14 protein-coding genes are annotated in these 12597 nt (G+C 61.0%); 8 read left to right on the top strand and 6 right to left on the bottom strand.

Going from position 1 to position 12597, the window contains the following annotated elements:
- Window positions 1-27 precede the first annotated feature (27 nt).
- Window positions 28-786: an SIR2 family NAD-dependent protein deacylase gene (locus GJR98_RS05805; RefSeq protein WP_151136375.1), complete on the bottom strand. Its 759-nt coding sequence runs from the start codon at window positions 784-786 to the stop codon at window positions 28-30.
- A 150-nt stretch (window positions 787-936) separates the two neighbouring features.
- Between GJR98_RS05805 and GJR98_RS05800 the strand changes: the two genes are divergently transcribed.
- Both GJR98_RS05800 and GJR98_RS05795 read left to right on the top strand, forming a co-directional pair.
- Window positions 937-1956, top strand: a complete 1020-nt coding sequence (locus tag GJR98_RS05800; protein WP_151136373.1) for a phosphoribosylaminoimidazolesuccinocarboxamide synthase — start codon at window positions 937-939, stop codon at window positions 1954-1956.
- A 101-nt stretch (window positions 1957-2057) separates the two neighbouring features.
- The gene (locus tag GJR98_RS05795; protein ID WP_151136371.1) at window positions 2058-2567 is read left to right on the top strand and encodes a CHRD domain-containing protein; all 510 of its coding nucleotides are present in this window, start codon (window positions 2058-2060) and stop codon (window positions 2565-2567) included.
- A gap of 295 nt (window positions 2568-2862) precedes the next feature.
- On the opposite strand, the gene GJR98_RS05790 is transcribed toward GJR98_RS05795, so the two are convergent.
- The 4 genes from GJR98_RS05790 to GJR98_RS05775 all read right to left on the bottom strand — a co-directional run bounded on the left by GJR98_RS05790 (window position 2863) and on the right by GJR98_RS05775 (window position 5335).
- Entirely contained in the window at window positions 2863-3198 is a 336-nt protein-coding gene (locus tag GJR98_RS05790; protein ID WP_151136369.1) for a hypothetical protein, read from the bottom strand.
- 5 nt (window positions 3199-3203) lie between these two features.
- Complete coding sequence (locus GJR98_RS05785; RefSeq protein ID WP_151136367.1) at window positions 3204-3734, bottom strand: DoxX family protein; 531 nt, start codon at window positions 3732-3734, stop codon at window positions 3204-3206.
- Window positions 3735-3840: 106 nt separating this feature from the next.
- Window positions 3841-4317 carry a VOC family protein gene (locus GJR98_RS05780; RefSeq protein ID WP_151136366.1) on the bottom strand — a complete coding sequence of 159 codons (477 nt, stop codon included), beginning with the start codon at window positions 4315-4317 and terminating at the stop codon, window positions 3841-3843.
- A 34-nt stretch (window positions 4318-4351) separates the two neighbouring features.
- Entirely contained in the window at window positions 4352-5335 is a 984-nt protein-coding gene (locus tag GJR98_RS05775; protein WP_151136364.1) for a formyltetrahydrofolate deformylase, read from the bottom strand.
- A 209-nt stretch (window positions 5336-5544) separates the two neighbouring features.
- Between GJR98_RS05775 and GJR98_RS05770 the strand changes: the two genes are divergently transcribed.
- The 4 genes from GJR98_RS05770 to purQ all read left to right on the top strand — a co-directional run bounded on the left by GJR98_RS05770 (window position 5545) and on the right by purQ (window position 7724).
- Window positions 5545-5769 carry a hypothetical protein gene (locus GJR98_RS05770; RefSeq protein WP_151136362.1) on the top strand — a complete coding sequence of 75 codons (225 nt, stop codon included), beginning with the start codon at window positions 5545-5547 and terminating at the stop codon, window positions 5767-5769.
- Between the two features lie 77 nt (window positions 5770-5846).
- Window positions 5847-6710 carry a winged helix-turn-helix domain-containing protein gene (locus tag GJR98_RS05765; protein WP_323849378.1) on the top strand — a complete coding sequence of 288 codons (864 nt, stop codon included), beginning with the start codon at window positions 5847-5849 and terminating at the stop codon, window positions 6708-6710.
- Between the two features lie 86 nt (window positions 6711-6796).
- Window positions 6797-7048 carry a phosphoribosylformylglycinamidine synthase subunit PurS gene (purS, locus tag GJR98_RS05760; protein WP_151136358.1) on the top strand — a complete coding sequence of 84 codons (252 nt, stop codon included), beginning with the start codon at window positions 6797-6799 and terminating at the stop codon, window positions 7046-7048.
- Window position 7049: 1 nt separating this feature from the next.
- The gene (purQ, locus tag GJR98_RS05755; protein WP_151136356.1) at window positions 7050-7724 is read left to right on the top strand and encodes a phosphoribosylformylglycinamidine synthase I; all 675 of its coding nucleotides are present in this window, start codon (window positions 7050-7052) and stop codon (window positions 7722-7724) included.
- Window positions 7725-8191: 467 nt separating this feature from the next.
- Here the strand turns inward: purQ and GJR98_RS05750 are convergent, their stop codons facing one another.
- A complete protein-coding gene (locus GJR98_RS05750) occupies window positions 8192-9274 on the bottom strand; it encodes an archaeosine biosynthesis radical SAM protein RaSEA (protein WP_151136354.1) in 1083 nt (360 codons plus the stop codon).
- Window positions 9275-9400: 126 nt separating this feature from the next.
- On the opposite strand from GJR98_RS05750, the gene GJR98_RS05745 reads away from it, so the two are divergent.
- Window positions 9401-10468, top strand: a complete 1068-nt coding sequence (locus tag GJR98_RS05745) for a hypothetical protein (protein ID WP_151136352.1) — start codon at window positions 9401-9403, stop codon at window positions 10466-10468.
- A 126-nt stretch (window positions 10469-10594) separates the two neighbouring features.
- On the top strand, window positions 10595-12526 hold the full coding sequence (locus tag GJR98_RS05740) for an aldehyde ferredoxin oxidoreductase family protein (RefSeq protein ID WP_151136350.1): 1932 nt from the start codon (window positions 10595-10597) through the stop codon (window positions 12524-12526).
- The last annotated feature ends 71 nt before the right edge of the window (window positions 12527-12597 follow it).

Here is a 12597-nt window from a genome sequence, read left to right as displayed (position 1 = left end):
CAACGTTGGCCCGGGCGCACTCGGGACTCAGATTCGTTTTTCGACCGCTGGCAAAAACTCCGTGAGGTCCGACCGAACGACTCTGTCGGCCTTGTCGTCGTACTGCGTCGGGTCGAAGTTGACGACGACGAGCGACCCATCTTCTGCGGCCCGGTCGGCCAGTCCTGCGGCCGGGTGAACCGTCAGCGACGACCCGAGGGCGAGGAACACGTCCGCGTCGTCGGCTAGCTGTTTCGCCTCGGCGTAGGCGACACGCGGGAGTCGTTCGCCGAAGAGGACGACTGCGGGTTTCACGATGCCGCCACAGTCGGGACACGTCGCCGGAGCCGTCCCTGCTCTCACCTGCTCGAACGCCATGTCGGCGTCGAATCGTGAGTCACAGTCCTTGCAGACGACCTCCGCCGCGTTTCCGTGGAGTTCGACGACGTGGTCTGACCCCGACTCTCGGTGGAGGCCGTCGGTGTTCTGGGTCACCACGGCGTCGAGAACCCCCTTCGATTCGAGTGCTGCGAGCGCGTCGTGGCCGGCGTTCGGACTGACACCGTCGGGGAACATTCGCTCGTGGAGGCGGAGTCGGTCTCGCCAGAAGCCGTCGGGGTCGGTTACAAATCTGCTCCGGTGGAACGACTGGGGGTCGAACTCGGTGTTCCAGATACCGTCGTCGCCGCGGAAATCCGGGATGCCAGAGGCGGTGCTCATCCCCGCACCCGTGAGCGCGACGGCGACGTCCGCCTCGCGGAGCAGGTCGGCAACCCACTCTGCATCGGCGTCGAGGTCGGCGTTCATAGCCGACAAGACGGTCGGGCACCGAAAAAGCGGCCCGATTGCACCTAATCGTCCCAGTTATGCGAATACGTGCATACATCACCGATGTTTCGAGCCAAGATACACACAGAAGTGGAAGGTTCTTAGTGGGAAGAGCGCACAGGGACGACCATGACCAGCGTGAAGGACTTCCGCGTCGAGGAGGAACCGACGGCGACCGACCTCGGCCGGGGCCGGTTCGTCTTCTCTGACCGATACTCTGTCTTCGACTGGGGCGAGATGCCCGACCACATCCCGAACAAGGGTGCGAGTCTCTGTCTGATGGGGGCGTACAACTTCGAACTTCTGGACGTGAACCACGTCCCGACGCACTACGTCGGCGTCGTCGAAGACGGTGAAGTCAAAGACCTCGGTGAGTGCGAGTCGCCGCCGACCGAGATGGCTATCGAACTCACGCAAGTACCTGACCTCCCGCACGAAGACGGCGAGTACGACTACGACGCCTACCACGAGGCCGCCGGAGAGAACTACCTCATCCCGCTCGAGATCGTCTTCCGCAACACCGTCCCCGTGGGGTCGAGTCTCAGAAAGCGTGGCGAGCCCGCAGACTACGGCCTCGACGTCGACGAGTGGCCCGATGGAGCGGTCGACCTCCCCCAGCCCGTCGTCGAGTTCTCGACGAAGTACGAAGAACAGGACCGCTATCTCGACCGCGAGGAGGCAGACGAGATTGCGGGTCTCGTCGACCTCGACCAGCTCGAAGAACTCGCACTCGCGGTGAACCACATTCTGACCGACCACGCCGCCCGCGCCGGGTTCGACCACGAAGACGGGAAAATCGAGTGTCTGTACCACGACGGGACCGTGAAGGTCGCAGACGTGGTCGGCACGTTCGACGAGAACCGCTTCTCGTACGACGGCCAGCAGGTCTCGAAAGAGGTCGTCCGCCAGTACTACAAGCGCGTCCAACCCGAGTGGGTCGACGCCGTCTCCGCCGCGAAGCAGGAAGCCATCGAGACGGGCGAGCCTAACTGGCGCGAGCAGTGCGAAATCGAACCAGAGAACCTCCCCGACGAAATCGTCGAGGCACTCTCGGACGTCTACTGCGCAGGCACGAACGCGTACGTCGACTTCGAGTGGTTCGACGCACCGTCCATCGAGGACGCGGTTGCGACGGTTCGCGACCTGTAAGCTCGCGAATCCCGCGCTGGCGGTCCTCTCGAATTAATAGTCTATTTCCTGGGGCCCATCTGCGACTAACAAAAGCTGTATCGGTCGTTCTTCTAGACGAGATGCGACAAACGAACGTCGGGAGACGACGGTTTCTGGTCTCACTCGGGGTGACAGGAGTGTTGTTGGGTGGACTCGGTGTAAACCCAGCCACTGCAAAAAGCAACTCGTCCCCACGCAAGCGGAACTTCCGTACACACCTCAGGGGTGACGAAGAGGTACCACCAGTCGAGACGAAGGCACAGGGACAACTGCTCGTCAAGTTCGACGACGACCTCACACAATTCAGTTACACCTTAATCGTCGCCAACATTGACGATGTCTTTGCCGCACACATCCATTGCGGTCCTGCGGGTCAGAACGGACCGGTTGGAGTTACGCTGTTCGGGGGCGAGCAAACCTCAGCAAGCGGTATCCTCGCGAAAGAGACGGTTACAGAACCCAACCCCGGGAACGTGTGTGGTTGGGAGTCGATAGAAGACGTGTACGACGCAATCCAGAGTGGCAATGCGTACGTCAACGTGCACACGGTTGGAACTCCCAGCGGTGAAATCCGCGGACAGTTGGGCTAAGCTGTCTCACCCACAGCATCCCACTGGGCCGCAGCGAACAGCAAAAATCAGCGTCGTGGAGACGGCCTCTTAGAAGTCTCTCCCGGTCGCTTCTTCCGCAACTTCTTCGACGCCTTCCGAAACCGCTTCTTCGACGCCACCCTCGCGGTAGCCTTCGATTGCTTCTAACAGTATCTTGAGAACGTTCATGGATTCGAGATAGTCCACATATGTAATAAGCTGCCGGCCGAGACAACCCACTCAGCCAGTTATCACGAGTGCAGAAAATTGGTTGTACTGAGTTGGCGGTTCAGGTTCACTCAGGTGTGACCACCTCGTCACCACCTGACTCCTGTCCACCCCACTGGTGCTGAGTCGTGAACCGGAACAGGCCGTAGAGGAACAAGATGAGTAATCCGAGGGCGATTGCGTACGCCCGAAGTGTCGGGTCAAACGAGGTGTGAATGACCACGTCCCCGAGATTTCCGTTCGGACTCACCGTGTGGCCGGTGAAGAACGATTCGAAGATGCCCATGACCGTCGTGCCGAGGAGGATGAGTCCCCCACCGACTATCATCGCAATCTTGTCTGCCAGTTGCATTCTGTTCACCGCACCGATTTCGTCTGCTGTTTCTGACGTTGTAATGCTCATTAGAATCACCCCAGAAGGTATCTGAGTCGTGGGTATTTCTGCACCGTCTCGGTCTTCTCTAAGTACGAATCGAGTCCCCAGATCCGTCCACCCCCAAAGATGATGAGTGTGATAAAGAGGACGAGGAGGAGCAAGTCACCGTTCACGAATCCGTGTTCCCAGTCGGCATTTCCGAAGTAGAGGAAGAACATCAACGTCGCTCCGAAGAACGACGCGAGACGAGTCAATCCACCGACGATGAGTCCGATTCCGATGAAGAGTTCACCGAACGGAATCACGAAATCCACGAACCACGGCGCGTTTTGTCCGAACCAGACCATCACCGTCCCGAGGACTCCCTCACTGGCCGTTCCGGTGAGCCACCACCCAGCGGTAAACGGCTGGTCTGCCAGTAACTTGTCCATCCCCGCGTGGAGGAATACCGTCCCGACGAGCACTCGAAGGAATGCAATCCAATACACGGCCCACGGCCACGACACCGCTAACGTCACGTCACGGCCAAAGAGTCGCGTCCCAACTTCTCCCGACATAGCCATGTAGATATTTGTCCCGAAAAATCGTTAATATTTTTACGTTGCTCTGGACGTTCACGAACAACAGGCAGTTACGGTTCGTCGCGGTCGGGGTGGTTCACGTGTCAGGTCACTCGTACTGTTCGTTCTTCTCCATCCCCTCTGGGTCGAAACAGACCAACTCCACTCTGTTCCCCTCCGGGTCCGAAAAGTACAGAGAGCGCCACTCGACCCACTCGTGGTAGGCGAAGTCGAGGTCGAGACCGTGTTCACGGAGGCGTTCGACTTCAGCGTCGAAGTCGTCGGGGTCGATACTGAACGCGAAGTGGTCGATAGTCGTCGTGTCTTGGTCGATACCTTCGTACCCTGACTCGGCAGTTCGGTCGAAGAGCACGAAGACAGCTTCGTGACCGGCGTGGCTCTCACCGAGGCCGAAGAACGTCGCCGTGTCGTAGTCACCGATGGGGCCGCCGAGACCGACGACGTCGCGGTAGAAGGCGCGCATCGCCGGGAGGTCTTCGACACGAAGGGCGAACTCGCCGAGTGCGCGGGCCGCACCGGGTCCGTTCGGTCGACCGTCGAAGTCAGGAGCAGAAGTGTCGGTCATCGCCCCAACTGCGCAGGGCGACGACAAAAAGTGGTCAGTCCTCGGACTGTTCGGGGGCGGCCAGTTTCTTCGTCCCGAGTGCGTCGATGATGCCGTCGACGGGACGGTCGGGGTTGGATGCTTGCGCCTCGCGGGAGAGTCCGAGTTGACGATTGTCGGGGTCAACTTCCTCGCGGAGACTGGTGCGACCACGGTGGACCGTGAGCGCGTCGTCGAGGTGGAGTTTCACGGCTTCGAGGAGCGCGTCCGCTTCGAGCGGTTGCCCGCGGTTCTTGATTTCGTCGATGCTCGCGTCGTCAGGGACGTCGAACGCCCGTTGGGTGATGACCGGGCCTTGATCGAGGTCGGTCGTCACGTAGTGGGCAGTGACGCCGGCGATGCGGACACCCTTCTCTTTGGCCTGTCGGTAGGCGGCCGCGCCGGGGAAGGCGGGGAGCAACGACGGGTGGATGTTGATGATGCGGTCTTCGTAGCGGAAGACGACCTTCGGCCCGAGAATACGCATGTACCGCGCGAGCACGATGAGGTCGACGTCGTACTCCGCCAGGAGTTCGAGGAGTCGGTCTTCGTTCGACGTACCCTTCTCGTCACCGATGTCGTGGAAGGGGACGTCGTAGTGACTCGCGAGCGGTTCGAGTGTGTCGTGGTTCCCGATGACGACCGAAATCTCCGCGCCGAGGTCGTCGTTCGCCCACGCCTCGAACAGTGCTTCGAGACAGTGTGACTCCTTCGTGACGAGGACGGCAATCTCGCGGGTCTCGCGGTCCGACGGGAACCGAACCTGCACCTCGACGCCGAGGTCGTCACCGAGGTCGGAGAGTGCCTCACGGAGCTCGTCGCGCGTGCAGGTCATCTCCGAGGTGTCCGCGTGGAGGGTCATCCGGAAGATTCCTTCACGGACGGCCTGGTCGAGGTCCTCGACGTTGATTCCGCGTTCGAACAGCAGGGTGGTCACATTCGCGATGAGTCCGGTCTTGTCTCCTCCGATGACCGTGATCTCGGTTAGTTCTCGCGTCATACCGTCACCTCCAGCTGTTCGATGCTGAACATATACCGTCGTGGGAGGGCAAGCGGTAAACCGCTGTCGTTCTCCGCAATTAACTCGGAGGTGAGTTCATTTCGAGACGAATCCGGTATCATCAGGTGGTGAACGAGATTTCTGTTCGCGAGCGTACAAAAATATCATTCTGCTTACTATTATGCAGTCGTGGTGTGTCGTGTGAACTGATGAACCCGAACGTCGCACACAACCGTCGAATCGACGCCGTTGGGCGGGTCCTCGGCCGCTTCGTTGCCGTCGTGGCCCTCGTGTTGGCGGCGCAGTTCGTAGTCTCCTCGCCCGCGCCAATCGTCGCCATCCCACTGCTCGTCGCTAGTTGGATTATCGGTCTGGGACTGGCGATGTTCCTCCCATTCACGGTTGTCACCGTCATCGCATGGGTGGTTGCCTGATAATGTCACCGCGCGATTCAGTTAACTCCGATACCGACGTATCGGTACCTATGCATTCCCGTGATGCGCCGGTTTCCGTGGATTCCGACAGCGAGCAGGCGTTTTCCCTGCTCGCCGACGAGACGCGACTCGCCATCCTCCGCGTTCTCGCCGACTCCCCGAACGAACCACTCACCTTCTCGGAACTCCGTGAGCGTGTTGGCGTCCCCGACAGCGGTCGATTCAACTACCACCTCGGCAAACTCACCGGTCGCTTCGTCAAGAAGTCCGACGCTGGGTACGAGATTCGACTCGCAGGGTGGAATATCGTCGGTGCCATCCTCGGTGGGGCGTACACCCGCGGCGACGACATCGGCCCCGTCCCGGTGGACCCTCCTTGCCCAGCGTGTGACGGGCAGGTCGAAGCGACCTACGTAGACGAGCATGTCACAGTCCGGTGTGCCGACTGCGACAAGACGATTTTAGACGCGGGTATCCCGCCAGGCGTGTTAGAAGGCTATGACGACGCGTCCTTCCCCGAAGTCGCAGAGCGATTCGTCCTGTCGTTGTTCTCACAGGCACGCGACGGATTCTGCGCGAGTTGTCGAGGCCGGATGGAACCACGCCTCGTGACGAACACGGACGAACTCGCCCCGTCAGACGTCTGCGAAGAGGCTCAGGCCATCTACAGTTGCACGCGTTGCAGGGAGGAGCTCATCGCTGGCATCGGCATGGCCTTCCTCGACCACCCTGCAGTCGTCTCGTTCTACTACGACCACGGTGTGGACCTCTCGCAACCAAATCTCTGGGGCACTGCGTGGCGAGACAAGCCGACGCTCACTGTCGTCTCGGACGACCCACTTCGGGCCACCGTGGATTTTGTCGTCGACGAAGACACGCTCACCCTCGTCATCGACGAGACACTCGCCGTCCACGACGTAGAACGCTCTCCGGCCTCGTAGACACTGTTCTCCGATTGTTGCGCACATTCGTGCATATCAAACGCGACCCAAAACCGTTTTTGCACATCACCACGCATCGTCATCCGATGACCACCTACACCGCGACGGTGACGGTGCGCCTCAAGCGTGGCGTGCTCGACCCGGAGGCGGAGACCACGAAGCGTGCACTGGAACGACTCGGGTTCGAACTCGACGCGTTGCGCTTTACCGAACGGTACGAAGTCGACCTCGACGCGGCGGACGCCGACGCGGCGGCCGACCGTGCCGACGAGATGGCCGAACGCTTGCTGGCGAACCCGACCATTCACGACTACGAGGTCGAGGTCGTCGAGGCTTGAGATGATTGCAGTTGTGCAGTTTGGCGGGTCGAACTGTGACCGAGACGCCGTCCGCGCGCTCACCGACCTCGGGTTCGAGGCCGAACGCGTCTGGCACGAAGACCCGCTCCCAGAGGAGACGACGGGTATCATGCTCCCCGGTGGCTTCTCGTACGGCGACTACCTTCGCGGTGGCGCGATGGCCGCCCGGTCGCCAGTGATGAACGCTGTACGCGAGGCGATCGACGAAGGAATCCCCGTCCTCGGCGTCTGTAACGGTGCCCAGGTTGGCTGTGAGGCTGGACTGACACCCGGTGCGTTCACGACGAACGCGAGCGCTCGCTTCCAGTGTGAGCACGTCTACCTCCGTGTCGAAAACGCCGACACGCAGTGGACCCGTGCCTACGACGAAGGCGACGTCATCGAACTGCCCATCGCACACGGTGAGGGCCGCTTCGAAATCGACGACGAAGGCTACGAAGAACTCGAAGCAGAAGACCGTATTCTGTTCCGCTACTGTGACGAAGACGGAAACATCACCGACGAGGCGAACCCCAACGGGTCGCGCGGAAACGTCGCTGGTATCCTCGGTGACTCCAAATCTGTCGCAGTCTTGATGCCACACCCAGAACGAGCATCGCTGCCGCAACTCGGCAACACCGACGGAAGAGGCGTGCTGTCGGGTTTCGAGGGGTAGCGTTCTACGGCCGAGGCTCGCGTTCGAGCTTCGTTTTTCGATAAAAAAGACCGCCGCAGCGGCGGTGAGCGGTACAGGGTCGGATGGGCGAATGTAGCAGCGTACACGATGAGCGATGGTTGGAGTTATTTTCCGACCCGCGTACCGCGTGCTATGGCATGAGAGCGCGAGGAGCGTCCGTGGCGATCCACGCCTCGGTGTTCTCTTCCTCGCGGATCTCGAACCACCCATCCGCATAGTAGACGGTCTTGTACGTGTGTTTCGTCATGATGGCGGGCAGTCCGGGTGGGCACGTGTCCGAACTCCCGAATATGAGAACGAGTTACACCCTCTTTGATACGAATATCCTATCTCGTTGTTAGGACGGTCTTACCGTCGATTGGGTCGTCCTAACCGGAACACAGTGAGAGAAAATAAACACGTTTGCGTCACAAATTGGACGAACGTATAGTGGTTCGCGGCCGCGGTTATCGAACGAGCGGCATGTTGTAACTCGTCTCCGCGTCGAGGACGAACTCCCAGGTGGATTCACACTCACAGGACACCTGGTCGAAGACGCTCGGGTCCTGCCGGAGGTTGAAGTCTTTGACTGCCTTGAACACGAGTTCGTCGCACTCGCCACAGTTGTGCGCGCCGCGTTCTTGGCCGCCACCGACGGGGTCCGAGACGACGATCGCGTCGACGTCGGCCGTGTCGCGGAGCGCCTCGGCAACCGACCAGAGCCACGGCGGCCGGTAGCCACCGTTGAAGAAGAGTTCGTCCACCATCGTGTAGCGCTGGACGTTGGTCGGGTTCATCGAGACGGTGTGGCAGTTGTCCACTGCGGCACAGCGTCGGATAGACGATTTCATGTCTTCGAGTGCTTCCGGTTCCGAGAGGAACGGCGGCTTCATCAGCAGATAGGCTTTCACGCCACCGCCTGCTGCGGCCGCCTCGTCACAGGCGTCTTCGAAGTCGGAGAAGTCGAAGTACTTGTTGACGCAGTCGTGGCGGACGCGGTCGGTCGCGGTTTCGAGGCCGATTGCGACGTCCGTCTCCAGACCACGCTCGGTGAAGTCGGCGAGTTTCTCGCGCGTGACGAAGTCCGGGAGCGACTCGACGACCATCCGGTCTCGGTCGGCGAACGTCTCGGCGATGGCGTCACGCGTCTCGGCGGGCACTTCGCGCTCGTCGAGGAACGAGCCAGAGGTGTAGATTTTGATGAGGCCCGCTTTCTCACCGTCGTCCATGTTCTCAGCTTCGTGGTCGAGACAGACCTGAATCTGGTCCATGAGCGCCTCGTGAGAGACGGTTCCGCCTTCGACGGACTCGGCGACGTAGCCACACATCGTACAGCCACCGGCACGCGCCCAGCGACAGCCACCGGTGTTGAGGATAATCGTCAGCGAGTCGTAGACGCCGTCGGGCGTGTTGTCCTCGTCAATCCACACCCGCGTCGGCTCGTGAGGGTCGTAGGTCTTCTGCTTCCGCGAACGGATGTCACGCATCACCTTGTTGTGCGCGTCCATCCCGCGTCCCCGCTCGTAGACCTCGGGGCTCGGCTTACTCATTGGAGTCTCCTATCGGATGGGTGCGTAAAGCCGCTTCGTCTGGCGTGCGCCTGCGACGTGAGAAACCACTCACCTCGCCGTACTCGGGCGCCGACGTTCATATATTTCGAGTTCGTACCCTGTGGTATGAATCGCCGCGCCCTCCTCTCGCTCGTCGCGGCCGGTGTCACCGGTCTCGCGGGATGTGGGTCACCCGAGGGAGAGACGGAGACAGAAACACCCACGCCAGAGGAGGGAACCGGAGACTCGACCGTGACGACGCCCGCACAAGAGCGAGTAGAACGCGTGCTCTCGGTCTGGAATCCGACACCAGACTCCGTGTTCACGACGCTCGTCGTCAGTCGCGACGGGCGCGACGTCTACTTCGAGAATCTCGACCTCGTTCCCGGCGAGCGAAGCACCAGTCGAGTCGACGTTCCGCTGGGTGACGCCGAGGTCCTCATCGAGACAGATACCGGAGTCCGAGCGAGTTCGGCGTGGACCGTCGACGACGCCCGTGACGGACTCGAAGTCGTCCTCAGCCGCGAGTCTGCCGAGTTCTGGGGAATGGTCTCGTGCCCGCCGGGCCGTGCGTGTTCGGTCGACCAAGGTGGAGAGGCAGTCGACCTTCCACTCGTCGGAGACGGGTCTGGCCGCTGGTATGCGCCCGCTGGCGTCGTCGTCGAAAACCCTGGCAGTGAGACCGCGACTCGACTTCGAATCGGACTGTCTGGGTCGCCACTTCTCGACCGCACCTACCGAGTACCTGCCCGCACCCGCCTGTCAGTGCCGGTGACGTACAGGACGGGAGAGTACAGTGTCGTCGTGGAGACGGACGAACGAACGCTGGAGACGACGTGGTCCGTCCCCGACGAACCGACGAAGTACATCGACACGGAGAGCGGTACCGTTGGATGCGGTCCGGCGAATTCGACGCTCACCGTAGCGAACCGAGACGACGAACCGCACCAACTCACGGTCCGAATCGAGACGGAGACAGACACGTTCGAGCAGAGTATCGAGCTCGCACCCGGTGAGACCCGTGACCTCGTGACGGTCACCGAGTCGGGACCGAAGCAGGTGTTCGCGAGTCTCGAGACCGGTGCGGAGACGTCGGGAACGTGGTGGTCGTGCCCGCCGCGAGGGCCCGCAAGTATTGTCGTCGACGCCACTGGAAGCCTTGCCCTGCGGACGGCAGGGCCGAAACCGGGATGAGTCGCACAGATTGCCGCAATCTAGCGACGGTACAGTGTTGTCTCTCGAACACGTAACCAATTTCAATTACATCAGTGTGGGAATCACTAACCCACTAGCAACCGTATATAATCAACGAGGATTACAATGACAGAACTCGGTGGTTATAACGACAGAATTGCGCGGGTAGACCTGTCGTCTGGTGATGTGAATTACGAGGGCATCAACGACGAGGACGCGAAGAAGTACATCGGGGCACGAGGCCTCGGTGTCAAGTACGTCTTCGACCAGGGTCCAGAGGTGGACCCGATGGGGCCGGACAACCTCTTGGCGATGATGACAGGGCCACTCACCGGCACGCAGACGGTGATGAGTGGACGAATCGCAGTCGTGACGAAATCCCCGCTCACGGGGACCGTCACCGACTCGCACCACGGTGGCTGGAGTGGTGCCCGACTCAAGTGGTCGGGTGTCGACGGCCTCCTGTTCAAAGGGAAAGCTGAAAACCCAGTCTACGCCGTCGTCGAAGACGGTGACGTGACGCTCCACGACGCCTCACACCTCTGGGGCAAGGGTGTCCACGACACAATCGACGAACTCGAAGGCGAGGTCGACGGCTCACTCGGCAAGAACCTCTCGGTGATGGCAATCGGCCCAGGTGGCGAAAATGGCGTGAAATACGCCTGTATCGTCAACGAAGACGACCGCGCCTCCGGCCGCGGTGGCACGGGCGCAGTCATGGGGTCGAAGAACCTCAAGGCAGTCGTCGTCAAATCCGGTACGCGAATGCCGAAACCTGCGGACCCAGAGACGTTCAAGAAGGGGTACCAGCAGGCGATGCAGCTCATCCGTGAGTCCGAGGTCACCGGCCCCAACGAGGGTGGCCTGTCGGTGTACGGGACGAACGTCCTGATGAACGTTGGCGAAGAGCTGGACGGCCTCCCGACGAAGAACGGGAAGTACACGTCCACGTCTTCGATGCACGACGCCGAGGGCGTCGACATCGATGCAGAACGCATCTCCGGTGAGAACGTCCGCGAGAACATCCTCGTCGACGAGCCGACGTGTCACTCCTGCCCGGTCGCCTGTAAGAAGGAAGTCGAAGTGTCGGTGATGCACAAAGGCGAGGAGATGAACGTCCGTACCGAGTCCTACGAGTACGAAACTGCGTACGCACTCGGGCCGAACGCCGGTCACACCGAACGCGACGAGATCGCTGTCATGCTCGACCGCTGTAACGACATGGGTGTCGACACCATCGAGATGGGCAACATGATGGCCATGGCGATGGAGATGTCCGAGCAGGGCAAACTCGACAGTCTGAGCGAACAACTCGACTGGGGTGACACCGAGCGCATGATCGACCTCATCACCGAGGTTGCAAACCGTGACGGCGACCTCGCCGACGCCCTCGCAGAGGGTGCAAACGGGCTCTCCGAGCGCTTCGACGCCTACGACAACTCGCTGGCCGTCAAGGGCCAGACCATCCCGGCGTACGACCCACGTTGTATGAAGGGTATGGGCATCGGCTACGCCACCTCGAACCGTGGTGCGTGCCACCTGCGTGGCTACACGCCGTCCGCGGAACTTCTCGGCATCCCAGAGAAGGTCGACCCGCACGAATGGCGCGGTAAGGGCGAACTCGTGGCGCTGTTCCAGGACATGCACGCCATCTCGGACTCCTTCGACATCTGCAAGTTCAACGCCTTCGCAGAGGGTATCGAAGAGTACGTCCTGCAGTACAACGGCATGACCGGCCTCGACGTCACCGAAGACGAACTCCTCGAGACCGGTGACCGCATCTACACGCTGGAACGCTACTACAACAACCTCGCAGGGTTCGACGGCGCGGACGACTCGCTGCCGGGACGCTTCATCCCCGGTGACGAGGCGATTCCAGGCCAGGGCGCGTCCGAAGGCCAACTGTGTGAACTCGACGAGATGAAAGAAGAGTACTACGCACGTCGCCAGTGGGTCGACGGTGTCGTCCCCGACGAGCGTCTCGAAGAACTCGGCATCGACATCGGACCCGGCACGGGCGTCTCCCGTGGCGACTCCTCGGCACCGGCAGACGACTAATCGAACGGAACGGCTGGAGTCGAACCACGCGACGCCACCGATTCATCCTTTTCGTGCTTGCGCTGTTGACT

The organism is Haloferax marinisediminis (assembly GCF_009674585.1).
Taxonomy (GTDB): Archaea; Halobacteriota; Halobacteria; order Halobacteriales; family Haloferacaceae; genus Haloferax; species Haloferax marinisediminis.
The sequence above is the reverse complement of the archived record's forward strand: the minus strand, read 5'-3'. Positions and strand labels throughout refer to the sequence as shown.